Annotated in this window: 20 protein-coding genes and 1 tRNA gene; 13 read left to right on the top strand and 8 right to left on the bottom strand. The window is 37.1% G+C overall.

Annotated features, from left to right (window positions below):
• Window positions 1-85: 85 nt before the first annotated feature.
• Together WG904_RS09100 and WG904_RS09095 are read left to right on the top strand one after the other, a co-directional pair.
• Entirely contained in the window at window positions 86-961 is an 876-nt protein-coding gene (locus tag WG904_RS09100) for a hypothetical protein (RefSeq protein WP_339578993.1), read from the top strand.
• A gap of 63 nt (window positions 962-1,024) precedes the next feature.
• Complete coding sequence (locus WG904_RS09095) at window positions 1,025-3,919, top strand: TonB-dependent receptor (RefSeq protein WP_339578992.1); 2,895 nt, start codon at window positions 1,025-1,027, stop codon at window positions 3,917-3,919.
• Here the strand turns inward: WG904_RS09095 and WG904_RS09090 are convergent.
• On the bottom strand, window positions 3,909-5,201 hold the full coding sequence (locus WG904_RS09090) for a sensor histidine kinase (RefSeq protein WP_339578991.1): 1,293 nt from the start codon (window positions 5,199-5,201) through the stop codon (window positions 3,909-3,911). The genes WG904_RS09095 and WG904_RS09090 overlap by 11 nt on opposite strands.
• A gap of 330 nt (window positions 5,202-5,531) precedes the next feature.
• On the opposite strand from WG904_RS09090, the gene WG904_RS09085 reads away from it, so the two are divergent.
• The 5 genes from WG904_RS09085 to WG904_RS09065 all read left to right on the top strand — a co-directional run bounded on the left by WG904_RS09085 (window position 5,532) and on the right by WG904_RS09065 (window position 8,464).
• On the top strand, window positions 5,532-6,170 hold the full coding sequence (locus WG904_RS09085; RefSeq protein ID WP_339578990.1) for an NAD(P)H-binding protein: 639 nt from the start codon (window positions 5,532-5,534) through the stop codon (window positions 6,168-6,170).
• Window positions 6,171-6,195: 25 nt separating this feature from the next.
• On the top strand, window positions 6,196-6,783 hold the full coding sequence (locus WG904_RS09080; protein ID WP_339578989.1) for a YdeI/OmpD-associated family protein: 588 nt from the start codon (window positions 6,196-6,198) through the stop codon (window positions 6,781-6,783).
• A gap of 81 nt (window positions 6,784-6,864) precedes the next feature.
• A complete protein-coding gene (locus tag WG904_RS09075; protein ID WP_339578988.1) occupies window positions 6,865-7,293 on the top strand; it encodes an SRPBCC family protein in 429 nt (142 codons plus the stop codon).
• Window positions 7,293-7,619, top strand: coding sequence for an ArsR/SmtB family transcription factor (locus tag WG904_RS09070; protein WP_339578987.1), 327 nt, complete (start codon window positions 7,293-7,295; stop codon window positions 7,617-7,619). Before WG904_RS09075 ends, WG904_RS09070 begins: the two co-directional genes overlap by 1 nt.
• 119 nt (window positions 7,620-7,738) lie before the next feature.
• Entirely contained in the window at window positions 7,739-8,464 is a 726-nt protein-coding gene (locus WG904_RS09065; protein WP_339578986.1) for a VIT1/CCC1 transporter family protein, read from the top strand.
• Between the two features lie 64 nt (window positions 8,465-8,528).
• Here WG904_RS09065 and WG904_RS09060 read toward each other — a convergent pair.
• Window positions 8,529-8,602 (bottom strand) — tRNA-Met (locus WG904_RS09060).
• A gap of 129 nt (window positions 8,603-8,731) precedes the next feature.
• Between WG904_RS09060 and WG904_RS09055 the strand changes: the two genes are divergently transcribed.
• The 3 genes from WG904_RS09055 (at window position 8,732) to WG904_RS09045 (ending at window position 11,895) form a co-directional block, all read left to right on the top strand.
• The gene (locus WG904_RS09055) at window positions 8,732-9,112 is read left to right on the top strand and encodes an START-like domain-containing protein (protein WP_090996525.1); all 381 of its coding nucleotides are present in this window, start codon (window positions 8,732-8,734) and stop codon (window positions 9,110-9,112) included.
• Window positions 9,113-9,130: 18 nt separating this feature from the next.
• A complete protein-coding gene (locus WG904_RS09050; RefSeq protein ID WP_339578985.1) occupies window positions 9,131-10,603 on the top strand; it encodes an LptF/LptG family permease in 1,473 nt (490 codons plus the stop codon).
• Window positions 10,604-10,677: 74 nt separating this feature from the next.
• On the top strand, window positions 10,678-11,895 hold the full coding sequence (locus WG904_RS09045; protein WP_339578984.1) for a bifunctional 3,4-dihydroxy-2-butanone-4-phosphate synthase/GTP cyclohydrolase II: 1,218 nt from the start codon (window positions 10,678-10,680) through the stop codon (window positions 11,893-11,895).
• Between the two features lie 79 nt (window positions 11,896-11,974).
• On the opposite strand, the gene WG904_RS09040 is transcribed toward WG904_RS09045, so the two are convergent.
• Entirely contained in the window at window positions 11,975-16,363 is a 4,389-nt protein-coding gene (locus WG904_RS09040) for a translocation/assembly module TamB domain-containing protein (RefSeq protein ID WP_339578983.1), read from the bottom strand.
• A gap of 78 nt (window positions 16,364-16,441) precedes the next feature.
• On the opposite strand from WG904_RS09040, the gene tsaD reads away from it, so the two are divergent.
• Entirely contained in the window at window positions 16,442-17,443 is a 1,002-nt protein-coding gene (tsaD, locus tag WG904_RS09035; protein WP_339578982.1) for a tRNA (adenosine(37)-N6)-threonylcarbamoyltransferase complex transferase subunit TsaD, read from the top strand.
• A 10-nt stretch (window positions 17,444-17,453) separates the two neighbouring features.
• Window positions 17,454-17,669 (top strand): hypothetical protein, encoded by a 216-nt coding sequence (locus WG904_RS09030; protein ID WP_339578981.1) that lies wholly within the window; start codon window positions 17,454-17,456, stop codon window positions 17,667-17,669.
• Between the two features lie 314 nt (window positions 17,670-17,983).
• On the opposite strand, the gene recA is transcribed toward WG904_RS09030, so the two are convergent.
• The 5 genes from recA to WG904_RS09005 all read right to left on the bottom strand — a co-directional run bounded on the left by recA (window position 17,984) and on the right by WG904_RS09005 (window position 22,216).
• Window positions 17,984-19,000 carry a recombinase RecA gene (recA, locus tag WG904_RS09025; protein WP_339579331.1) on the bottom strand — a complete coding sequence of 339 codons (1,017 nt, stop codon included), beginning with the start codon at window positions 18,998-19,000 and terminating at the stop codon, window positions 17,984-17,986.
• Between the two features lie 132 nt (window positions 19,001-19,132).
• Complete coding sequence (gene nth, locus WG904_RS09020; RefSeq protein ID WP_339578980.1) at window positions 19,133-19,801, bottom strand: endonuclease III; 669 nt, start codon at window positions 19,799-19,801, stop codon at window positions 19,133-19,135.
• Between the two features lie 135 nt (window positions 19,802-19,936).
• Window positions 19,937-21,112, bottom strand: a complete 1,176-nt coding sequence (locus tag WG904_RS09015; RefSeq protein ID WP_339578979.1) for an MFS transporter — start codon at window positions 21,110-21,112, stop codon at window positions 19,937-19,939.
• 161 nt (window positions 21,113-21,273) lie between these two features.
• Window positions 21,274-21,465, bottom strand: a complete 192-nt coding sequence (locus WG904_RS09010) for a hypothetical protein (RefSeq protein ID WP_339578978.1) — start codon at window positions 21,463-21,465, stop codon at window positions 21,274-21,276.
• A gap of 160 nt (window positions 21,466-21,625) precedes the next feature.
• Window positions 21,626-22,216: an RNA polymerase sigma factor gene (locus WG904_RS09005; protein WP_339578977.1), complete on the bottom strand. Its 591-nt coding sequence runs from the start codon at window positions 22,214-22,216 to the stop codon at window positions 21,626-21,628.
• A 261-nt stretch (window positions 22,217-22,477) separates the two neighbouring features.
• Between WG904_RS09005 and uvrA the strand changes: the two genes are divergently transcribed.
• Complete coding sequence (uvrA, locus tag WG904_RS09000; RefSeq protein WP_339578976.1) at window positions 22,478-25,282, top strand: excinuclease ABC subunit UvrA; 2,805 nt, start codon at window positions 22,478-22,480, stop codon at window positions 25,280-25,282.
• Window positions 25,283-25,292: the final 10 nt, after the last annotated feature.

The following is a 25,292-nucleotide window of genomic DNA, read 5'->3' as shown; positions in this document are numbered from 1 at the left end:
GTAACAAATTAGTGATGTTTTAATAGGCTATTAAGCTATTTCTAGTTTAGTTAGTCTATCTCAAACAACCACAAATTATTCCTATATGAAAATTTATTTTGCTTTTTTATTCATTTCACTAAGCATTACCTTAAAGGCACAGAAGCTCCCTGAAATTCAAACGGCTGCAATAAGCGCTCCAGCTGGCCTTCGAATAGATGGTAAAACCACAGAATGGGGAGATACCTTTGCCGCAGAAAATAAAAGAACATCTTTACTATATACGCTGGCCAACGACGATAAAAACCTATACTTAGTTATAAAAGGAATTGGCGCCGCTAGCATTAATAAAATAATGTTAGGTGGAATAACCTTTAATGTGAATCTTGATGGTAAGAAAAAAGAAAAAGAATCATTGAGTATCACTTATCCTTTAGTGAAAAGGGCCCCTCGCGCACAAGGGGGTGGTAGACAAGGGGCAGGGGGTGGCCAAGCTAGGGGTGGGTTTGGCGGCGGTGCTGGTGGACAAAATAGAGTACAGTTAACAACGGCTCAAAGAGATTCAGTTAGTTTGGTTAATCATAAGACGCAATTAGCAACAGTAAAGGAAATTAAGGTTGCTGGCTTTAAAAGCATTACCGATACATTAATTTCTATTTATAACGAGTATGGATTAAAAGCAGCAGCAGCATTCGATGATAAAGGGTCGATGATTTATGAGCTGGCTATCCCATTAAACCTATTAGATCTTACAGCTGGAAAGCCTAAAGAATTTGCGTATCAGATTAAGGTAAATGGGCTAGTAATGGCTGGATTTGGAGGCGCTGGTGGTGGTCAAGCTGGTAGAGGTGGAGCCGGTGGCGGTGGAGGTAACTTCGGTGGTGGTGGCAATTTTAGGGGTGGTCAGGGTAGCGGCAACAGTATGCAAGATATAATGAGCCCGACAGACTTTTGGGGTAAATACACTATACTAAAGAAGTAGTTCCAGACATCCAAAAACTAATCAACTATACACCCAAAAACTATTTATCCCGAGCGGCCCATTATGAAATTTTTTCAACCCTACACTTGTGCAATATGCACCTTAAAAAGTATTGTGCTATTTGGTTTGCTGCTATTTTTAAGCGCGAGCACTTATGCACAAACCCCGCAAACGTCTCAGCGGCCTGCCGCTGTTCCACCTCCACTTCCTTTGAGAGAGGTAAGTGGAGTGGTAAAGGATACTACCGATTTTGGTATTCCAGGAACAACGGTTCGTTTAACTTCTGATAAGGATACCTTAGTAGTGGTTACGAATGGCGATGGAGTTTTTGTTTTCAAAGCAGTAAAATCGGCAACCTATTCACTATCGCTAAGTAATTTAGGTTTCAGACCAATGGTAGCTAAATTTAAGCAGAATGATGCTGTAGCTAGGATTGTAATGGACCCGATTATTCTAAGAGAAGCACCCGCGAATAGCTTAAATGAAGTAGTAATTAATGGTACGCCCTCTATTACCTACAAAACTGATACAGTTGAATATAAGGCGAGCGATTACATCGTAAGAGAAAATGCAACGGTAGACGAGTTGCTAAAAAAGATGGAAGGCATGGAAGTAGGTACCGATGGAACTTTAGTACATCAAGGAGCGGCGGTTACCAAAGCTAAAATTAATGGTAAAACCTACATGGGTGGAGATGTTGCTTCCGCAATACAGAATTTACCTGCCGAAATTGTAGATAAAATTCAGATTGTAGACGATTATGGCGACCAAGCTGCTAGAACTGGGATTAAAGATGGTGATCCTGAGAAAGTGTTAAATATTACTACCCGAACGGATAAATCTGTTGGTAATACGGCAAATATCAAGGCTGGCGCTGGAAATAATGAACGATACGAAGGCTCTATATTTGGTGCTCGGATAAATAAAAATCAAACGATTGGCTTAAATACTCAAATCAACAATACCGTAACAGGAGTAGCGAGTAATGGTGGTGATAATGGCGGAGGTGGTGGAGGCGGTGGTGGAAGAGGCGGTCAAGGTGGTGGTGGCAATGGCGGTGGAAACACAGGTAATACAAATAATGGTGGTGCAAGTGGAGGCGTTACAAATACAGGACACTCATCACTTTCGTTTCGCGACAAAATAGGCAAAAGCGTACAGATTAATACCAATTATAGGTATACGTTTAACAATAGAAATTCGACCAATAACAGTGAATCTCAAACATTTAGTTCTCTTGGAACTACTTTTGGGGTGAATAAGTATACGAGTGATAATAACACAAAAAGCCATAATTTTAGCTTTGAATTAGAAGCAGATTTAGATAGTAATAACTTTTTGAGGGTTAGTCCGACCATTACTTACTCATCAACCTTAAGTGCAAGCCAGTCTAACATTAAACAAACGGGTTTAATTTTTCAAGATCAAAATGGTCGTAACTCAAATACGAATACACGACCAACGGTAGGAGCGACGGTTTTTTATCAGCATATTTTTGCCAAGCCACGACGAAATTTCTCGTTGCAATTAAGCCTTAATGATAACAACCAAAATATTGAGCAAGAACAAAATTCGAATATCATCTACTATCAACAGGGTACAGGTGCAGTACTAAAAGATTCATTAATCAATCGGTTGGTTCAACGTGAAAATTTAACGAAGAATTATAGGGCGAGTGTTACCTTTGCTGAACCTTTATCGGCTAACACCCAGTTAGAGTTTAATGGCCAAATGAACTATAATGGATACGATAACACGGCAACTACAAGTAATATAAATGCCCTGGGAAGCCGCTTTTTAATTGATTCGTTAAGTAATATTTACGATTACTCGTTTACACAAACCCGTTTAGCCTTAAATTACCGTTATGGTTTATCGAATACATCGAAAATAAGATTTTCGTTAGGGGTTACGGCCGTTCCGGGATTATTAAAAGGAACAAAGGTAAGTTTGGGAACAAGTACCAATAGGTCGAGCTTTAATGTAATTCCGATTGCAAGGTTCCAATATTTATGGTCAAGACAACATAGCATTCAGATTAACTACTCTGGAAATGCGCAAGAGCCAAGTTTTGATCAAATACAACCCGTTCGCGATGTGTCTAATCCTCAAAATCCAGTTGTTGGTAATCCTGATTTAAAAGTTACTTTTAACCACTCGATTAATACGAACTACAATAATTACATCGCAAACTCAAAGTTGAATTATTCTGTGAGTGTAAATACTAGCTTTAAACAAAATTCAGTTGTAAGAAATATTGTTCAAATTAAGGATGCCTACAACAGTTTGAAGAATGAGACCCGTTATGTAAACATTGATGGTGTTTATCGTGTTAACGGGAACTACTCGATTAGTAAGCAATTAGCCAACCGTAAGTACAATCTGTCCCTAAATGGCAACATATCGTATAACCATGGTTTGTCGATGAGTAATAACGTGGTTAATACAACTACGACATTTAACATGAGCGAGCGTTTTGGTCCGAGAATTAATCCGAATGAATTTATTGAGGTTAATCCTTACGTATCGTATACCCTTACTAAATCGGATAATACTTTGCCAACCTCTATCGATAGCAAAACAAAAACACTTGCCTTAAGCATCGACGGTAAGTTTTATATGTGGAAAACGTTAATATTTGGCTATAGTGCAAGTAAGAATTATGTAAGCGGAATAAATGCAAACGTAACAAATAATCCGTTTGTAATTAATAGTTACCTTCAAAAGGAAATGTGGAAAAGAAGAGCAACGGTTACTTTTCAAGCCTTCGATATGCTAAACCAAAATAACTTTATAAATAGAGAGATTACAGATAACGGGATTACAGATACACAATCAAATGCGTTGAGTCGTTATTTTATGCTGAGAGTAAGCATGCGGTTGCAAAAATGGACTGGAGCCAAGGGACGTAACAATGCAGCACCACAGCGTAGAGGAGATGGTAGCTTTATGAACTAGGAAGGCTTATGAAAAATGTTGTGCCTAATGTACTGTTATTTTTATACCAAATTTCTCCATTTTGAAGTTCGATATAGTTTTTAGCTAATAGTAAACCAAGGCCAACTCCTTTTTCCTTATTCGTTCCGTAGCTGCCTTTATGTTTAATTGAAAATATATCTGCCCCATCTTTATCACTTATGCCTACGCCGGTATCACTGATCTGGATGAGGCATTTATCGTTATCTAAACTTGCACTTAACTTAATTTCGCCGCCTGGTGACGAAAATTTTATGGCATTGTTAAGTAAATTTCTAACGATAAGTTGAAGCATATCGGTATCAGCCACCACACTTATGCTAGGTGCTATTGCATAATTAAGTGTAATGTTTTTTTCACTTGCGAGTGTTTGCTGTAAAATAATGGTGGGATTTAATGTTTCACTTAAATTTAGACTGGCTAAATTAGCAGTTATACCAAGCATTTGGTCTTTAGACCAGTACAAGATGTTTTGAAGCATTTCTGAAGTTTGCCTGGTAGATGCCAATAAACTTTGCTCTATCGTTTTCTTTTCATCAACTGTTAAATCAACTTTGTTAAGTATGGATAAATAATTTTCTATAGAACTTAGTGGAGCACGTAGATCATGCGCAACAATAGAGAATAGTTTATTCTTCGTATCATTTATTTCTTCCAAAGCAACAAGCCTGCTTTTAGCCAATTCTTTTTCATCATTATAATTGTTCTGAATGTACATGGTAATAAGTGCAATCATTCCCGCAACCTCTACCCATGTTTGGGCCACATCAATTAATTTATTTTGCTTGCTTGAATATAAAGGTTTCACCAAGTCGGGATACAAGTACTCGAGTAGGAAGAGTACAATAACATGTAAAATGGTTAAAGGTATCCAAATTCTGAATTGTTTTTTTGAAGTTAAAAAACTAAGAAGAAAGATAATTAAAATGAACGTAAAAAGGTTTACACTTCCAGAGCCTTCAGACGAAAAATAAGTGGCTCCACAAAGCAAGTTAAAAGCAACAGCAAAAATGGCGACCGCGAGATTAAGTTTGTTTCGATGTTTCGATAAATAATACCCAAGAAGCAATACGCCTAGCAAAGGGATTACAATAAAGCCATAGAGAATTAATCCTATCGAAAAATTAACAACCATGTTTACACTCGCTGTAAATACAGCTAAAATTGTAACGGCGTGGAATATTCTTGCTTCTAATGAAAAATTAGCTTTGTCGCCAATTATAGTATTCCATGTAGATTGGAGATAATTTTTAGTAAGTTTCAAAACGGATTTTGATTTTATCAAAGATAGAGATATAAATTAACCTAGTAAAAAAACTATTACTTTTTAATTATTAGTTCTTCAAAGCGTTCTCGTAATTTTATAATGGATAGCCTGAGTTTAGTTTAATTGTACCAAGTGTTATATTTAATATTTATCTTCAGCAATTTCATCAAATTTAGTAATCCACTTTAGCCCTTAGATAAAGTGCAGGTAGTGCTTAAGATTAACTGAAATAGATATTTTCATGCATTACATTCTGAACGCCTAATTTAGTGTTTATTTAAAAACTATTAATAGTTAGTTTATTTAATTAATTTTAAAAGAAAATAGATGAAAGCACTGATTATCGGGGCTACTGGGGCTACAGGTAAGGATCTGGTAGATGCTTTGCTCCAAGACCCATATTACACCGAGGTGGTAATATTTGTACGCCGACCAGTTACCCTAACTCACATTAAATTAACAGCGATCGTAACGGATTTTGATCAACTCGAAGCGGTGTCGCACGATATCAGTGGAGACGTATTGTTTTCTTGTTTGGGCACTACGCTAAAAGTGGCTGGTTCTAAAGCTAAACAGCGGCATATCGACTTTGAAATCCCTTTAAAGTTTGCCCAAATTGCAAAGACTAATGGAGTATCTAAGGCAGTACTAGTATCGGCTTATGGTGCTTCTGCTACCAGCAATATGTTCTATTCTAGACTCAAGGGGGACTTAGAAAATCGTATTGCCGACCTTACCTTTAACCAGTATTTTATCTTCAGGCCAGGACTCTTATTAAGAAAAAATACGGATCGATTTGGTGAAAAGATCTCGGCCAGATTGTTGAAATTACTGAACGGTTTAGGCATGCTCCGCAATTATAGGCCAATGCCCACTGCAGTTCTGGCCGAAAAATTGGCTAAGGCACCCAAGCTGCCTGTAGGGGGAAAACGGGTAGTAGAATTGGATGAGATATTTAGATTTTAAGGGATGAGAAAATTTTTATTACCAAATGAGTATAATAGAAAATAAAAAAGATGCTCCTATCGAATCATTTGCCTCTGCCAGTGCATGGGGCAAATGGCTTGCTATCAATCATGGCAAGTCTGATGGTATATGGTTGCGGATATTCAAGAAAGGGTCGGGAGAAAAAACGGTTTCATATGCAGAGGCGCTTGACGAAGCACTCTGTTATGGTTGGATTGATGGACAAAAGAATAAATTCGACAGTAATTCATGGATTCAGAAATTTACACCTCGTAGAGTACGAAGTATATGGTCGAAACGAAACATCGAGCATGTTGAACGGCTCATGGACGAAAAAAGAATGAAGGCTGCAGGAATGAAGGCTTTTGAAGATGCACAGAAAGACGGCCGAATAGGCGCCGCATACGATTCGCCCTCCAATTCGAAAGTGCCCGACGATTTTCTAAAACTCCTTGAAAATAACAACCAGGCCAAAGCTTTTTTCGAATCATTGAACAAAACCAACAGGTACGCAATTACGTGGCGACTTCAGACCGCCAAAAAAGCCGAAACTCGCACAAAGCGAATGAACATTATCATGCAAATGCTTACCAAAGGCGAGAAATTTCATTAGTTAATAGAAATATTTGTGTAAATAAAATTAGGTAACTTCAAAGTTACTCTTTATATTTACGTAACTTTAGAGTTACTCGTTATGGAAAATCAAATTTTACACAAATGGTTCTTCAACCATCCCCCAGAAACTGTCTGGGAATATCTTACTGATTCTGAGCTGCTTGGCCAGTGGTTATTGCCAACTGATTTCAGGCTCGAGATTGGTCACAAGTTTATGTTTGGGGCTAAGCCTATTCGAAGGTTTAGTTTCGATGGTAGAATCTATTGCCAGCTTTTAGATTTTGAGCACCTAAAAATGCTGAAGTATTCTTGGCGGGGTGGCGATGGCGAAAATGTAAAACTCGACTCGGTGGTAACATGGACACTTGAAGCAAAAGATGGGGGAACTAAGCTTACTTTGCTCCACGCAGGATTTAAGGGTCTTAGAAATTATTTCCCCTATCTGGTTATGCGAAAAGGTTGGCTTAAGATTGCGAAGCGATTGTTGAAAAAAATGGACGAGAAGTAATGGGTGCGTCAAGATTGGATGCATTCCAGGTTGTGGCAGAGCCCACAAGGAGACAGATCTTGAAGCTCCTTTCTAAAGAGAGCCTTTCGATCAATGCTATAGCCAGAAACTTCGATATGAGCAGACCAGCAGTTTCCAAGCATGTAAAGTTATTGGAGGAAACCGGTTTTATAGCCATCGAAGAAATTGGTAGAGAAAGGCATTGTAAGCTTAGTGAAGAAGGTTTTGAAGAGTTGCGCGAATGGATGGCCTACTATGACAATTTCTGGAAGCAGAGTTTGCATAAATTGGAAGCGCTAATGGATTCAAATACACCTCTATTGTAGGTGTTTTTTAATTGCTTCCATGCAATGCTTTTGCGACGGGCGAGTTGTAAATGATGCTGTTTTAAGTATCTTTAATTAATCAAATAGAATGTCAATGCTTCAATTTCAGGTATAGTTTTATGACAACAGAGAAAAATAAGGAAATAATAACGATCGACAACTATTTAGACAGCCACTATATACATAGAAGCAATTGGTTGAGGGCAGCTGTTCTAGGTGCAAATGATGGAATAATTTCTATTTCAAGTCTAGCAATAGGAGTTGCTGCAGCGAGTTCAACAAGAGCGCCAATTGTTTTAGCAACAGTTGCGGGACTAGTTGCGGGCGCTTTATCGATGGCTGCAGGAGAATACGTTTCGGTAAGTTCGCAAACGGACACCGAAAAGGCAGATATTGAAAGAGAAATCAAGGAACTTAAAGAAATGCCAAATGAAGAACTAAATATTTTGGCTCAAATCTATGAAAAGCGAGGCCTTAAAAAAGAAACAGCTATGCAGGTAGCTGTCGAATTAACAGAAAAAGACGCACTAAGTGCACATATTAGAGACGAACTGGGCATCAATGAAATTAGTCAGGCCCACCCAATACAAGCAGCATTAGCGTCTGGTGCAGCATTTACTGTTGGTGGTGTTTTGCCACTTTCAGTAATTCTATTCGCTCCGTTAAAAGGTATGGAATACTGGCTGTATGGTGCTACCATAATTTTTCTCATTATTTTAGGTACAATGGCAGCAAAAACAGGCGGATCAAGTATTTCAAAAGCAATTTTACGTATCACCATTTGGGGAACAATTGCAATGGGATTATCGGCATTAGTAGGCTATGTTTTCGGTGTTAGAGTGTAGAAACAACCTATTTTAACGCAAAAAACGCTAACAATCAAATTGTTAGCGTTTTTGATCTCATTCGTAGCGGGAACGAGAGTTGAACTCGTGACCTCAGGGTTATGAATCCTGCGCTCTAACCAACTGAGCTACCCCGCCAAAGTTAAAATAATAACCGATTGTGGAATACTATTTTTTTTAGAGTTGCAAATATAGAATAAATTACTTTTCTTTAGAAACAAATAATAAAAAATAGTCCATTATTTTTAAGATTAGCCGCGTTTTAGGATGTCAGAAAAGAAAAAATTTACATTAGAATATGAATTGAGGTCATCTCCACGCATATTATTTAGCTTTATAAGCGAGCCAAATGGTTTGTCGCAGTGGTTTGCAGACGATGTGATTTTTCGTGACCAAGTGTATACGTTTACCTGGGATGATGAAGTTCAGAAAGCTAAATTGTTGAGCATCAAAGAGAATAAATTGGTTAAGTTTAAATGGCTTGATGACGAACCTCATTGCTACTTCGAAATGGAAATCGTTCAAGACGAACTAACAAATGATGTTGCTTTGGCGATCACCGATTTTGCGACCGACGAAACCCGTGCCGAAAGAACAAAAATTTGGGACAATCAAATTACCTACCTGCTGAGCGTAATAGGTGCATAAAATACCTATCTTTGCATATTGAAAAAGATACATTTACTGCTAATTAAGTCATTTATTAGGCCATTTACCGTCACATTTTTTATCGTGATGTTTATCCTATTAATGTTTTTCCTATTTAAATACGTCGACGAATTTATAGGAAAGGGATTCGAATGGTATACCATCTTGGAAATTATGATGTACCAATCGGCCGTAAATGTGGCCATGGCTTTACCACTAGCTATTTTGCTATCCTCTATCATGACTTTCGGAACTTTAGGTGAAAACTATGAATTGGTAGCGATAAAGTCGGCCGGCATTTCTCTTCAAAAGGCGATGCGACCGCTCTTTTTACTGGTTATTTCCTTGTCTATCGCCTCTTTTTTCTTTTCAGATTATATGCTTCCAAAGGCAAATAGTAAATACTTTACCTTGCTATGGGACATGAGGAACAAAAAATTGTCTTTCTTAATCAAACCAGGTGTTTTTAACACTAGCGTAACAAATTATGCCATTAAAGTGGAAAGAAAGGGGGTAGTTAATCCGGACTCGCTTTTTGGAATTATGATTTACGATCATACCAATGTAGATTCGAGGGGAGTTCCGAAGATAATTTTGGCAAAAAAGGGAAGAATGATTAAAACCGATGATGGGAATATCATGATCTTGAAACTAATTGACGGTGTAAGGTATGAGGAAACGAAAGGAAATGCCTCTTACGACCCCCGTCAGAACCTTATTCGTATGCGGTTTAAAGAAACTGAGGTAAAATTAGACTTTTCGAGCTTTACCAGTTTTAATAGAACAGACGAGGAACGTTTCCGAGACAATGCCCCGATGCTTAACTTGAAGGGAATAGATAAGCGTGTTGATTCGCTAAATAGGCAAATCGATACCTTAAACATGGTTACAAAACAGAATGCATCGAGTTATTATAAGCAAACGAGTTATGTTAAAGGCTATACTAAAATTAAAACAGTTCCTAAGAAGATAACTACAAATATCATTAATACCATACCGTTAAAGGATAGAGCAAATACTATTCAAAATGCAATCGATTTGACGTCAACTTTACAACAGGTGGTGAATAATAGAATGATCGATTACGACCTGAAGCAAAAAGAGGTGTTAAAATCTAAAATTGAATACCAAAGAAAGTTTACGCTTGCAGTTTCTTGTTTGCTCTTGTTCTTTATTGGGGCGCCTTTGGGTGCAATTATTAGAAAAGGTGGATTAGGTTTGCCGGTGGTTATTGCTGTGGTTTTCTTTTTAGTTTATCACATTATTTCTACTGTTGCCGAAAAATCGGCTAAGGAGGGGTCATTGGACCATGTTTTTGGAATGTGGATGGCCGTCATAATTTTAACTCCTTTAGGTATATTTCTAACCTACAAAGCAACAGTAGATTCTGCGATATTCGATATCGATTATTACAAGCAGCTTGTAGTTGGCCTATTTAAGAAAATAGGAAGCTTAGGGCGTAATAAAGTGGGCACCGATCAAGCTAGTTAATCCTTACTTCCCAATGATATTTGTAGCTAAAACTTGCAGTTAAAGATTGTAACTTTGTGGTAGAAATACTAAAGATGGATATTAAATTAAATGCGATTGAAGAGGCTATAGCGGATGTTAAAGCTGGAAAAATTATTATTGTAGTAGATGATGATGATCGTGAAAATGAAGGCGATTTTATTACTGCAGCTCGAAATGTTACTCCTGAAGTAATTAATTTTATGTCTAAATACGGGCGTGGCTTAATCTGTGCCCCTTTAGTTGAAGATCTTTGTGAGGAGTTGAAATTGGATTTAATGGTTCAAAATAATACTGTTTTGCATCAAACTCCATTTACAGTTTCGGTAGATTTAATTGGCAATGGCTGTACTACTGGAATATCGGCTCAAGATCGTGCTAAGACAGTTCAGGCACTGATAGACCCTGCTACTAAACCCGAAGACCTAGGGAGACCCGGACACATCTTCCCGTTAAAGGCAAAGCGCGAAGGCGTGTTGAGAAGGGCTGGACATACAGAAGCCACCATCGATATTGCACGATTGGCAGGGTTTGAGCCAGCTGGCGTATTGGTCGAAATCATGAACGAAGATGGTACCATGGCTCGATTGCCTGATTTGATGATCATTGCTGCTCAGCACGGACTTAAGATTGTTTCCATAAAGGATCTAATCGCTTATCGTCTTTCTGCAGAGAGCTTGATTAGAGAAGAGGTTACGGTAAACCTACCCACGCAATGGGGCGAATTTAAGATGACGGCCTATACCCAACTTAGCAATAATGCCACACATTTAGCCATAAGTAAAGGTGAATGGAAGATTGATGAGCCTATTTTAACTCGAATTCATAGTTCGTGTGTTACGGGCGATATATTTGGATCGTGTAGATGCGATTGTGGCCCTCAGTTACATAAAGCTTTTCAAATGATAGAACAAGAGGGCAAGGGCTTAATCGTGTACATGAACCAAGAAGGTAGAGGTATTGGGCTAATTAATAAGTTGCGTTCGTATAATCTACAAGATGAAGGTTTTGATACAGTTGAGGCCAATATCGAACTTGGCTTTAAAAGCGATGAACGTGATTATGGCGTAGGGGCTCAAATTGTGAGGGCGGCGGGTGTAACGAAGATGCGCTTACTCTCTAATAATCCGGCTAAAAGAGCGGGGTTGATTGGTTATGGTTTAGAAGTTGTAGAGAATATTGCAATCGAGATTAAAAGCAATGTTCACAATGAGTCCTATCTGAAGACCAAAAGAGATAAAATGGGACACAAACTAGGATTACTAGGGTTGTAGGATTACTAGGCAAAGGTTAATAGGAGTGTAGCATAACCCCCCAGAGTAGATTGTGTTATAAATTAGCAATTTTACAATCCTATTGGTTTTTCTTGGTTTCATTTATGATGGCTTCTTTACTGAGTCTTAGTTTCTCATTTTCTGCGGCTTTCTTTTTTTGATCGCGACGATATTTGCCGGTTATTTTTTGAAGAAATTCTTTAAAGGTGTCGAATTGTTGACTATAAATTAAACCCAATGAGGTAACATTTATGTTTTGGTTAACACCTGGATTTGCAAATATGCTTTGTTGTGTAGGCGGTTTATTGGCTAATTTTCCAATTAATGTCCCATCTTTTTTGATTAATCCTAAAATTTCAACCTCTCTACCTACATTATCTTTCGAAAAACCAATGGGTGTAAAATCATTTGCACTTTCTCTATCCACAATTCCGAAGTTCGCTATAATTCGATCGTTAAACAATTTAAAAGATGCACTTGCATCGTTGAATGCTCGAATATTAATGTCAACAAAGTTTAAGTTTAAGGACGATAAAAGGGTGTTGATTTGGTTAAATAACAACTCTGAGGCAGTACTTGTACCAGCAGAGCCTAGCTGTTTTGCGAAATTCTCTTTTCCAGCTCCAGGGGCAAAGCGACGTAATATTATTAAACTAAGTGCCTGATATTTGGTGTTGTCGCCATCGCTTAAATAAGCTTGTAATTCTTCCTTTACGGCTGGACTTGCTGGGAAGAAAATATCTAGCTTGATGTCGGGTTTTAGAAGTAAGCCGCTCAAATCCATCTCTACCTCGGTTTGTACCCGTTGATTGGTGTTTAGCTCTCTATTAGCAGCTTTGTATAAATCATTTAAACTCGCACGCAAAGCATAAATTGCTTTTAAATTAATTTGAGCATTAGTTGGATTCCCCGTCCACCGTATTGTGCCACCCTGTCTAATATCGAATCTTTTATTAATCACCTCTTGTGCGGTAAAATCAAAATTTCCGGTCTCAATAATATAATCGCCTTTCATTTCGAAATCTCCAGCACTCGAGATGTTCAAGTCAAGTTCTGCATTCCCCTTTCCACTTAATTTACCTAAAATGGTATAGATATTCGCTGTACTATTCGGGTCTACCTTGAGTTTGAAGTTCATCCGTAAACCGTCGAAATTATTTTTCTTTTTAATAACTTGAGTAGTGTCTTTACTCACAAAGGTGATAAAATCTTTATCCGTTACCGATTCTGTGCTGTTTAAAGGAAGATTGAATACGGTTCCTTTTTCGGTTTTCGCATCAATCTTGATGAACATATTATTTGTTGGGCCATTAAATTCGAACTTTCCAGTTGCATAGGCTTTGCCAAAATAAACCGCATTATCTTTAGAAGTTGTATTTAAAGCCATAAAATTGGTCGCAACCAAAACCACTTGGATATTCGGATTATCGATGTCGTTTAAATCAACAGAACCTTTCGCAGTGGCTTCATTTCCTTCAAGATCTGTTAAGGTTAAATCGTCGATATTAATGACGCTATTATTTACACGTACTTCATCATTTAATTTGTAGGAAGTTTTAAGATAGTTTACAGTAACTTGTCCGTCATCAAAAGAAATTTCGCCGTTAATTTGTGGTTTATTAAGATCGCCTTTCACCGTTAAATCTGCGGAAACATAACCTTTTAAATTAGACACAAGTTTTTTAACGAATGGTTCAAGAACAGTGAGTTTACTTTGATCCATTTTAACACTTAAATCAATTTTTTTCTCTTTAAGATTTAGGCCGCCAATAATTTTAAACGTTTCTTTATTATCGGTAACAATCTTTGTATATACATTAGCTAAACTTTTTCCTTGATCAAAAGAGGTGGTGTCGGTTAACTTTCCGATATAGATATCGTTTAACGTTAATGAATCAATTTCGAGGCTATCGGTAATTCTTGGTGATTTTAGAATATCGTATAAATGTGTTTTCCCATTAACGTTACCGGCTAATTTTACACCGAGGGTTTTTACAAAAGGGTTAATTGTTTTTAGGTTAAAGTTTTCAAATCCAACTAATAGTAAATCTTTCGGATCATCAGATAAGATTCCATCAACCGTGAGTAGCTGTTTGCCATTACTAAGATCGAAGTTTGTAATGTGGATTTTTCCATTATTAAAACTGATTTTAACCTTTTCCTGAATAGACCAATCTTCGCTGTTAATTTTTAAGTTAGAAGGTAAAATACTTATTCTAGCAGTAGTATCGTTGGCAAATTCTACCAAGCCGTTTAAATCGAGTTGATTGGCATCATCTGCATTCGAAAGCTTAACGTTAAGCGAAAGGCTATCGTTTCGTAAGATGTTTACAATATTGACATTTTTAATAAATAGACTATCGTTTAGGTCTACGCGATCTGAGGTTATAATGGCTTGAATTTGCTTGTTGGTTGTATTTTCGTCGATGATAATGTTATTAGCGATTATACCTTTATAGCTTAGTTTATTAATAAATCCATTTAAGGTAGCGGTGTTGTTTCTTGAATCGAAATTACCAATTAATAGCGCTTTGTTATCTATTTGTAAGCCTGGGGCAATTAATTCTGCTATCGGTTCAAATCTTTTTATTCTTAAATTAAAGTTAAATATTTGAGTGTTGTATTTAATAATATCGGCGTCAAGTGAGGGGATGTATGTTTTTGCAATAGCCTTATAATAAGAAACAATCGTATTAAGGTCGTACTGCCCTTTAATGCTTGCATCTAGGATATCTGAACTAACGGTTAAACTTCTGTCGATACCTAAACCAGAAGCAGCTAACTGTACAGAATCGATATTGTAAATGCCTTTTTTATTATTTAATTTAATCTTTTCGATTAATAGTTTTCCTTGAATGTTATTTAGGTTGTTTCCCGAAAAATTGGTGCTGAAGGTAGCATCAATCATCATTGAGTCTTTCAATAAATTCAGGGTTTTTAACTTTGCACCTTGAATGTTTGCTTTAAAATTGAAAACAGGTAATTTGGGATTTAAGTTCACACTTCCATCAAAAGCTAACTGCACATTTTTATCATCGACGCTTAAATTTCCATCAAAAAACTTCTTTTCAAAGGTGCCGTTGATTTTTACGTTCCTATAGCGATAATCTTTAAAGTCGATGTAAGAAATATTGCCTTTAAGTTGTTCGCTAAGTTCTTTCACCTCTGTACCTCTTCCTTTTACATAAAGTTCTGAAGTAATCTTGCCTAAGGTTTTCTCATCAATTAATTCGCCTAAATTAAAATCATACGTTTTAACATTTCCAGTATAAGAAGGGGTGCCCTTCTTATCGATTTTCATGTTCACATCTGATTTTACACGGCCTAGTTTTGTTTTGAATTCGCCATAGGCAATAAAATCGTTCTGGAATCCTGTAAATGATCCATTGAAGTTGATATTGCCAAACTTATTAATGATGTTTAAACTCGTATCTAACGGCTTTCCAGTTAAATCGATTAAGATTGCATCTAAATCTTTCTTATTCGTGCCGGCCAATTCGATTTTCATGTCGATAAAAGTCTGGTCCCACTCTGGTAACCCTTTAAAGACAAAATCTCCCTTTATATGTGTGGCTTTCCCCGCTTTGATCGAAAGATGTTTAGCTTTTAGGCTGTTTACATACCCAGTTACCTGCCCATCGATATCGATATCTAATTTTATTTTTTTTAGCGCAGTAGTAAAATAATTTATATCGTTTGAAGAGATATGACTTTCTTTAAAGTTAGCATTCATTTTTACTTTATTTTCAAAATCGTTGAAGTCTCTAAATCTTCCGAATTTCATTTGAAAATAATCGGTTAAACGTGTTTGATTAGTTAGTAGAAGTAATTTTTGTAACTCAATCCCATTTGTATCGATGGTGGTAAAAGCGGTTAGATTTTTAAGATAAAATCCACTTTTTTCTTTAAAAGTTAAATTTTTAATGTTGGCTTGAATGATATGTCCATTCGTGTTTAATTTTTCGAATATGCCATTGAGGTTTTTAAGATTTATGTCTTCGAAATTAATTCCCTTAACTACCCTAGTTTTTGCTAAATCTTTATACTTAAAATTAATGTTGTTTAAGATAATTCGGCCGATTAAGAATTGAAATTTCTTCTTTTTAATTTTTGGCGGAGGTCCACCATCAAAATACTCGACAATAAAATCTAGATTGGAAGACTTATCCTTAAAATCTTTTAAGTAGAAATTACCATTATTAATTTGGACAGTGTTTACATCCAGAACTCTTTCTTTTAAAGAAAGTCTGTTTAAATCGACTGTAAATTTCGGGAAATTGGCTAAGGTATCTTTTTGTAGATCGAGTACAACCAGGTCTTCGAGTACAAGTGATTTAAAGGGTTTGACATATAAACTTCCAATGCTGATGGTTGTTTTTAATTCTTTTGATAAATAAGCTGCTGCTTTTTTTGCTACATAAGTTTGCACAGGCTTAAACTGAAGCGAGAAAAGTACGATTGCAAGCAACAATACAATTGATGCAAGAGACCAAAGCAGAATTTTTAATAGTTTTTTAATATTTTTGTACCTTAATTAATAATAAACGTGTCGATAATCTTAGCCATCGAATCTTCTTGCGACGAAACCTCAGTTGCTATTTGTAACAACGGCAAAATTACTGCCAATGTTATTGCAAACCAAACAATTCATGAAAATTATGGAGGGGTAATTCCAGAATTGGCATCAAGAGTTCATCAGCAAAACATTGTGCCAGCCATTCAGCAAGCCCTAACAATTTCCAAAGTTAACAAAAAGGACGTCAATGCAGTTGCCTTTACACAAGGCCCGGGCTTATTAGGTGCATTATTGGTAGGAGTATCGTTTGCAAAATCTTTTGCTTTAGCTTTAAATTTGCCATTAATTGCTGTAAATCACATGCAGGCTCATATTTTGGCGCATTTTATTGATGATCCAAAGCCTAATTTTCCATTTTTATGCCTAACCGTTTCTGGCGGACATACGCAAATTGTATTGGTAAGAGATTATTTCGACATGGAAATTGTTGGTGAAACCTTAGATGATGCAGCAGGAGAGGCGTTTGATAAAACGGCTAAACTATTAAATCTTCCTTATCCAGGTGGTCCGTTGATTGATAAATACGCACAACTTGGAAATCCTTTAGCATTTAAATTTCCTGTACCTCAAATTCAGGATTTGAATTTTAGTTTTAGTGGTTTTAAAACCGCGATATTGTACTTTATACGGGACAAGCAAAAGGAAAATCTTTCTTTTATTGAAGAGAACTTAAATGATATTTGTGCTTCGGTTCAACATAGTATTGTAAATATATTGTTGACTAAGTTAAAAAAGGCGGCGAAGCAATATAATTGTAACGAAATTGCCATCGCAGGTGGGGTATCGGCCAATTCAGGATTACGGAAAGCATTGCTCAATGCTAAAGAGAGCATGGGGTGGAACGTATATATTCCAGCTTTTCAGTATTGTACAGATAATGCAGGTATGATTGCCATAGCAGGATACCATAAATTTTTAGCAGGAGATTTTGTAGGGCAAGAGATTTCGCCGATGGCAAGAATGAATTTTTAAATTATCGATTATGGCAGCTACAAGTTTTATATTTTTTGGATTATTACTTCTTCCTTTAATTCTTTTTTTAGTTTGGTTAATTAAACAGGATAAAAAAAGAAGTTATATTGGGTTATTGTTATTGGTTGCAGGGATGGTTATCGCAGCGTATTCGATTATCAAATTGGATAAGAAATATACACAGCCAGATGGGCAGCAAGCACCTAAGGCTTCAAGTTTTAGGTAAAATAGGCGCTCATTGCCGCAGGGCTACTTACTTTTTCATTAGCAGCAAAGTAAGACAAACTGTCGGCTTTCAATCCATTCTTTTAATGTTTGTGCCGGGGATAGTGTTGTGCTACCCGAATGATTTGAAGATCGGTGGATGAGGTTAACGTAGAGGCAGTGCTTTTGTATGGCTCATGATCATTACCGATAATGCTTCGCAACATAGTACATAAAAATACGGGAAAAGAATTTAATTCCTTTCCCGTATTTATTTTTGCTAACTGCTAACTGCTAACTGCTAACTGCTAACTGCTAACTGCTAACTGCTAACGCTTAGCCCTCTTTCTCTTCTAGTTTCTCGCCAGTTACTTCTGTTCTGATTTTTGCTTCAATTTCTTCAGAAAGTTCAGGATTGTCCATCAACAATTGTTTAACAGCATCTCTACCCTGTCCTAATTTGGTATCGCCATAAGAGAACCATGAGCCTGCTTTTTTGATGATGTTGAAATCTACACCTAAATCGATAATTTCACCCGTTTTAGAAATTCCTTCGCCAAACATGATGTCGAATTCGGCAATACGGAAAGGTGGAGCAACTTTATTTTTAACGATTTTAACTTTTACTCGGTTACCCGATACTTCATCCGAGTCTTTAATTTGTGAAGTTCTTCTAATATCTAAACGCACTGATGCATAAAATTTTAAAGCATTACCTCCAGTAGTGGTTTCAGGATTACCGAACATCACCCCAATTTTTTCACGTAATTGATTAATGAAAATACAGCAACACCCAGTTTTAGCAATAGTTCCGGTTAGTTTTCGGAGCGCCTGGCTCATTAAACGTGCCTGTAGTCCCATTCTGCTGTCTCCCATTTCCCCTTCAATTTCGGCCTTCGGTACTAAGGCTGCAACAGAATCGATCACGATTACATCTATCGCCCCAGAACGAATTAAATTATCAGCAATCTCCAATGCTTGCTCGCCGTTATCGGGTTGAGAAATTAATAGATTATCTACATCAACACCCAATTTTTTTGCATAAAATTTATCGAACGCGTGCTCTGCATCGATAAATGCTGCGATTCCTCCTTTTCTCTGCGCTTCGGCGATGATATGTGTTGCCAAAGTGGTTTTACCAGATGATTCTGGGCCATATATTTCAATTACACGACCTTTTGGAACACCGCCAATGCCTAATGCGATGTCTAAACTGATAGAGCCAGTAGAAATGGATTCAATCGCTTCAACGGCTTGATCTCCAAGTTTCATTACTGATCCTTTTCCGTATGATTTTTCTAACTTGTCTAAAGTTAGTTGTAGAGCTTTTAATTTTTCTGTGTTTGGATTCATGTCTTTAATCTGTTTCATCTGAGGCTAAATATAAAATAAAGTATCGGCTAGTAATTAAAATTCGATTGCTAATAACTTTAGCAAACATATTAATTTTATTTTGATAAACACAAATATTTTGAAAAATAAATTTTATTTATCAACAGTTAAGCTAATTTCTTTAGTTTTAATCGCTTTCTCGAAATACTGACAAAAATGGGTAAGCTCACAAATGCTACATTTCGGATTACGAGCCACACATACATATCTTCCATGAAGAATAAGCCAATGATGGGCCATTGCTATGGTATGTTCAGGTAAATTTTTAACTAAATCTTTCTCAACGGCCAAAGGTGTTTTACCTTTAGTTAAGCCCAGTCGGTTCGCTACTCTAAAAACATGCGTATCAACGGCCATTGCAGGGGCATCATAAACCACAGAGGCAATTACATTTGCTGTTTTGCGCCCCACACCAGGCATTTTTTGCAGTTGGTCTACATCAGAAGGAACTTGGTCGTTAAATTCGTTAACTAACATATTGGCCATGCCCACCAAGTGCTTTGCTTTATTATTCGGGTAACTTACACTTCTAATATAATCGAATACAATGTCTGGTGTAGTTTGGGCAAGTGCCTTTGCATTTGGGAACCGTTGAAAAAGGGCTGGGGTAACTTGATTGATCCTTTTATCGGTGCATTGTGCAGATAAAATCACCGCAACTAATAATTGATAAGGATTATTGTAATGCAATTCTGTTTCGGCATTTGGCTGTTTCGTTTCGAAATGCGCAACAAAATTACGATACCTTTCTTTTTTTAGCATGGACAAAGATAGCATGTAAAATGTAAAATGGAAGAGGGCAACAGTCCGAAATTGGTGTCCGAAAGTCCGACGATTAGGATGGAAAATAATCGGTGCGTCTCCTCCAGGAAGCTAAAACTTGAGAAGTGCTTTGATTTATGCGTTAACTAATCTAAAACGCTTTATTGAAGCATGTTTCAATATCAACCAAAAAGCAAAAAGTGCACCAACTAATGCCATGGCAGCGCCTACAGCAGCGGGTGAGGTGTAATCATATCCATAAATTAAAGGTAGTCCACCAAAAAATGCACCTAATGCATTTCCGATATTAAAACTCGCCTGACTAACCGATGCGGCAATCATTTCCGAGCCCTTAGCCGTATTAATCATCAACATTTGTATGGGTGCTGCCAAGGCGAAAGAGACGGCCCCTGTGATAAACGTCATCACTAATGCCAAAATGGGATTGAACGAAACGTAATGAACAATTACTAATGTGAGAACCATCATCAACAAAAGTGTTGCCGTTGCTTTAACTGGAGAAAAGCGGTCGGCCAAATACCCACCAAAGAAATTCCCAACCATCATGCCTATCCCGGCAAGCATTAAGATATAGGTTACGCTATCTGCAGAAAAACCTGCAACGGTTGTCATTAATGGCGCAATATAACTATACCAAGTAAACAGTCCTCCAGTACCTATAGAAATCATTAAGATGATGATCCATGCATCCTGCTTTTTGAAAAATCCCAATTCCTTTTTTAAGTCTCGGTTTTTGCTAGCTGGCAAGGCAGGTAGCCATGCTTTTAAACTAAATAGCGTGATGAGTCCAACAAATACCACAATGGCAAACGAAAAGCGCCAAGAGAAATTATGACCAATAAAAGTACCAAGCGGAACACCGACAATGTTAGCTATGGTTAAGCCAGCAAACATTAACGAAACTGCTTGAGCGGCCTTTCCTTTTTCGGCAATTCGGCTTGCCACTACAGAACCTACACCAAAAAATGCACCATGCGGTAATCCTGAAAATAAGCGAGCAATAAATAGCGAGCTAAATGTTGGTGCGAAAGCTGAAAAAGCGTTGAATGCCGTAAACATGATCATTAACGCAATCAGTATTTTTTTTGGTGGATATTTGCCAGCGATGCTCACGAGTAATGGCGCTCCGATAACCACGCCAAGCGCATAGGCGGAGATTAAATAACCCGCTTGAGGGATGGTTACGTTTAAATCTTTTGCGATATCTGGTAATAAACCCATCATTACAAACTCTGTAATTCCGATGCCTAATCCGCCAAATGTTAATGGGAGCAGTTTTTTATCAATCATTTTGCTTAGTGTTTAAAATACACTAAGCAAAGGTAGAATTTTTTTATACCGAACGATGGTTAGCTTTTGAATTATTGCAAGATTGTGATACAAAAAAGGTATCACTTGTAAACTTAGACAAAATTTGAATTTTGTTAAAGAGAAGTGATACCTTATGTAAATTACTTCGTTTTAGCATAAGCTAAGATCTTCTCTATCGTTTCGTTAGATGGATCTTTAATAAGCTGGTCTAATTGAGGTTTGATGTTGTTATAAAACATTTCATCTTGATCATTAGCTTGCTCAACCGCTTGTTCGGCGGGAACTGGGCTAGAAAAATTTACAGAATTAGGTGAAGTAGAGGTTTTAACCATACGCAAAAAATATATTTAGTTTTAGTTCTTAACGCCTATTATTATTCTTTATTTTATTGAATATACATAATATTTTATGTAAGCCAAATAAAATTCTAACAACTAAGTAATTAGGATGTTAAAACCGTATATTTTCAATTAAAACCACGGTTTTGGTGAATTAAATTTCTCCTCTAGTGCTTACTTCTTTTACCTTCATCATTTTACGAAGGTTACTAAGTGCATATCTCATCCGCCCTAATGCAGTATTGATGCTAACCTCGGTTAAATCGGCAATTTCTTTGAAACTTAAATCTGCATAATGGCGCATAATTAGTACCTCTTTTTGTTCGTCGGGCAATAATTGAATCATTGCTCTTAAATCTACATGGGTTTGCTCACGAAGCATCCGATCTTCGGCACTTTCTTCGAGTATCTGGATAAGGTTTAGCACATCGGTTCCATCGGCACTGGTTATTACGGGGGCACGTTTCTCTCGTCTAAAATAATCGATTACCAAATTATGTGCAATGCGCATTACCCAAGGTAAAAATTTACCTTCTTCGTTATATCTGCCGCTGCGTAGGGTATTAATTACCTTGATAAAGGCGTCTTGGAATATGTCTTCAGCTAAATATTGATCTTTAACCAATAAGTAAATCGAAGTATATATTTTTGATTTATGGCGTCTTAAGAGCTCAGCTATAACGGTTTCTTCTCCGTTAAGATATAACTTCACCAAATCTTGATCACTATACTGCTGTAATTTCATAGGAGTGCGTAAAAAAGTTCCTTTGTTTTATTAAAAAATAAATAAAGTAGATTTTTAATCTATAGCTTTTCTCCTCAGTTTTTAAGATATTGGTTAACAATTGTGTGATTGTGTTATTGCAAATGACGTATTTTTTTTTAATAATACAATAAAAAATATGTTAAATAATGTAAAATTTTGTAAAACCCACCTTATTTTTGAGGCGGTTTAAACCAAAATGGTAATTTTGGACTATATTAGCTACATTCTATAAAGCGGTAAATGAGTAAGGAAATAGAGAAAGATCCACATCAACACATCATCATAAAGGGGGCAAGGGTACACAATCTGAAGAATATTGACGTAGCTATTCCAAAAAACAAATTGGTAGTAATTACTGGGATGTCGGGTTCTGGGAAATCATCTTTAGCTTTCGATACCTTATACGCCGAAGGGCAACGCCGTTATGTAGAAAGTTTATCGTCTTATGCCCGCCAGTTTATGGGGCGCATGAATAAACCTGATGTAGATTATATTAAAGGTATTGCTCCTGCCATCGCAATCGAGCAAAAAGTGATTACTTCTAATCCTCGTTCTACGGTGGGTACATCGACCGAGATTTACGATTATCTTAAACTGCTATTTTCGAGAATTGGAATTACCTATTCTCCAGTATCGGGAGCAGTGGTTAAAAAAGACTCGGTTACTACGGTTGTCGATTTTATTATCAAGCTTGGAAACGAAAGTGTTGTAACCATATTTTGCCCGTTACACCCACATAATAATCGCAGCATTAAAGAAGAACTTGCCGTGTTATTACAAAAGGGATTTTTACGGGTTTATTTTAAAGGAAAAATTGCTAAGATTGAAGAGGTATTGGCCGACGAATCAGTTGCTGATGTTGAGCTTACTGATACCAATACCATTCGAATACTAATTGATCGTATTATTGTTAACCAAGAAGAAGAAACGGTAAGTCGAATTGCCGATTCGGTACAGACGGCTTTTTTCGAAGGTAAGGGAGATTGCTTTGTAGAATACGAGGATAAGCAAACTTTTTTCTGCGATCGTTTCGAACTTGATGGCGTACGTTTTGAAGAACCAACGCCTAATTTTTTCAGTTTTAATAACCCATATGGAGCGTGTAAGCGTTGCGAAGGATACGGAAATGTAATTGGTATTGATGAAGATTTGGTGGTGCCTGACAAGAGCAAAAGCGTGTACGATAATGCAATCGCCCCATGGCGAGGCGAAAAAATGGGCGATTGGTTAAAAAAATTTATTAAAAATGCGGATAAGTTCGATTTTCCTATACATCGTTCTTATAGTGAATTAACGGAGAATCAACAACGGGTAATTTGGACGGGTAACAAATATTTTGAAGGATTAGACCAATTTTTTAAGGAATTAGAAGAGCAGACCTATAAAATACAATACCGGGTAATGTTATCACGTTACCGTGGAAAAACGGTTTGCCCAGATTGCAAAGGCACTCGTTTGCGCAAAGATGCTTCGTATGTTAAAATAGGCGGTAAATCGATATTAGATATGGTACTGATGCCCTTATCTACTATTCTTCCATTTTTTGAAGCGCTAACCCTTTCCGAAACTGAGCAGAAAATTGCGAAGCGTTTATTGGCCGAAATTACGAATCGAGTTTTATATCTTAATAATGTAGGGTTAGGATATTTAACACTAAATCGTTTATCAAATACTTTATCCGGAGGCGAAAGTCAGCGCATTAACCTTGCCACTTCATTGGGAAGCAGTTTGGTGGGCTCAGTATATGTATTGGACGAACCTAGCATCGGTCTTCATCCTCGCGATACGCATAAGCTTATCGAAGTGTTGCAGTCGTTACGAAATGTTGGAAATACCGTTTTAGTAGTAGAGCATGAAGAAGAAATGATGAAAGCTGCGGATCATATTATCGATATTGGTCCTGAGGCAGGAACACATGGTGGTTATTTGGTATTTAGTGGTACCTACAAAGAAATTATTAAAGATAATGCTTCCTTAACTGGTCGTTATTTGGCAGGTAAGGAAGAAATTGCATTGCCGGCAAAACGAAGATCGTGGAAAGATCACATTTTCATTAAGGGCGCTCGAGAAAATAATTTAAAAAATATCGATGTTAAATTTCCTTTAGGTGTATTTACTTGCGTAAGTGGCGTTTCGGGTTCTGGGAAAACGAGTTTGGTGAAGAAAATATTATATCCTGCTTTGCAAAAGGCAATAGGGAATTATGCTGGCGAACAAACGGGATTGTATGATGGTATTTTTGGGAATATCGATTTGGTAAGCCAGGTAGAAATGGTAGATCAAAATCCGATAGGGCGTTCGTCGCGTTCTAATCCCGTTACCTATGTAAAAGCCTGGGACGATATTCGGGCGTTATTTTCGTCATTGCCGGCAGCAAAGGCGGGTGGATTAAAACCCGCAGCCTTCTCTTTTAATGTAGAGGGTGGTAGATGCGACACCTGTCAGGGCGAAGGAGAAGTTAAAATAGAAATGCAGTTTATGGCAGATATTTATTTGCCTTGTGAAACATGTGGGGGAAGAAGATTTAAGCAACAAGTATTAGATATTACTTATCAAGATAAAAATGTTGCCGATATTTTAGATTTAACGATAGAGGAAGCGGTTGATTTTTTCGCTAAAGAACCAAAAATTTTGCAAAAGCTAAATCCTTTGTTGGATGTAGGCTTGGGGTATGTTCATTTAGGGCAGTCGTCGAATACACTTTCTGGTGGTGAAGCACAACGTATTAAATTAGCTTCTTTTTTAATTAAAGGAAATAATGCCAATAAAACCATGTTCATTTTTGATGAGCCAACTACGGGTTTGCATTTCCACGATATTAAGAAATTGTTAAAAGCATTAAATACATTAATTGAGCAAGGCAATACGATTTTGGTGATTGAGCATAATATGGATATGATTAAGTGCGCCGATTGGGTAATCGACATTGGCCCCGAGGGGGGAGATGGAGGTGGGAATGTTGTATTTGAGGGAATTCCTGAAGACTTGCGAGATGCAAAAAACTCGTATACGGGCCAATTTTTAAAAGCACACCTAAAAAACTAGTATCTTAGCG

The sequence above is a fragment of the Pedobacter anseongensis genome, assembly GCF_037482965.1.
In the GTDB taxonomy this organism is placed as follows: Bacteria; Bacteroidota; Bacteroidia; order Sphingobacteriales; family Sphingobacteriaceae; genus Pedobacter; species Pedobacter anseongensis.
Note: the sequence above shows the minus strand (reverse complement) of the source record. Positions and strands in the feature narration are given on the sequence as shown.

What these genes read in the sequence shown, in the direction of transcription:
- WG904_RS09045 (WP_339578984.1), top strand. Translation starts at nt 10,678, where the DNA reads ATGGATATTAAATTAAATGCGATTGAAGAGGCTATAGCGGATGTTAAA.
- WG904_RS09010 (WP_339578978.1), bottom strand. Translation starts at nt 21,465, where the DNA reads ATGGTTAAAACCTCTACTTCACCTAATTCTGTAAATTTTTCTAGCCCA.
- WG904_RS09065 (WP_339578986.1), top strand. Translation starts at nt 7,739, where the DNA reads ATGACAACAGAGAAAAATAAGGAAATAATAACGATCGACAACTATTTA.
- recA (WP_339579331.1), bottom strand. Translation starts at nt 19,000, where the DNA reads ATGAATCCAAACACAGAAAAATTAAAAGCTCTACAACTAACTTTAGAC.
- WG904_RS09095 (WP_339578992.1), top strand. Translation starts at nt 1,025, where the DNA reads ATGAAATTTTTTCAACCCTACACTTGTGCAATATGCACCTTAAAAAGT.
- WG904_RS09085 (WP_339578990.1), top strand. Translation starts at nt 5,532, where the DNA reads ATGAAAGCACTGATTATCGGGGCTACTGGGGCTACAGGTAAGGATCTG.
- WG904_RS09070 (WP_339578987.1), top strand. Translation starts at nt 7,293, where the DNA reads ATGGGTGCGTCAAGATTGGATGCATTCCAGGTTGTGGCAGAGCCCACA.
- WG904_RS09075 (WP_339578988.1), top strand. Translation starts at nt 6,865, where the DNA reads ATGGAAAATCAAATTTTACACAAATGGTTCTTCAACCATCCCCCAGAA.
- WG904_RS09030 (WP_339578981.1), top strand. Translation starts at nt 17,454, where the DNA reads ATGGCAGCTACAAGTTTTATATTTTTTGGATTATTACTTCTTCCTTTA.
- uvrA (WP_339578976.1), top strand. Translation starts at nt 22,478, where the DNA reads ATGAGTAAGGAAATAGAGAAAGATCCACATCAACACATCATCATAAAG.
- WG904_RS09005 (WP_339578977.1), bottom strand. Translation starts at nt 22,216, where the DNA reads ATGAAATTACAGCAGTATAGTGATCAAGATTTGGTGAAGTTATATCTT.
- WG904_RS09015 (WP_339578979.1), bottom strand. Translation starts at nt 21,112, where the DNA reads ATGATTGATAAAAAACTGCTCCCATTAACATTTGGCGGATTAGGCATC.
- WG904_RS09100 (WP_339578993.1), top strand. Translation starts at nt 86, where the DNA reads ATGAAAATTTATTTTGCTTTTTTATTCATTTCACTAAGCATTACCTTA.
- WG904_RS09055 (WP_090996525.1), top strand. Translation starts at nt 8,732, where the DNA reads ATGTCAGAAAAGAAAAAATTTACATTAGAATATGAATTGAGGTCATCT.
- WG904_RS09080 (WP_339578989.1), top strand. Translation starts at nt 6,196, where the DNA reads ATGAGTATAATAGAAAATAAAAAAGATGCTCCTATCGAATCATTTGCC.
- nth (WP_339578980.1), bottom strand. Translation starts at nt 19,801, where the DNA reads ATGCTAAAAAAAGAAAGGTATCGTAATTTTGTTGCGCATTTCGAAACG.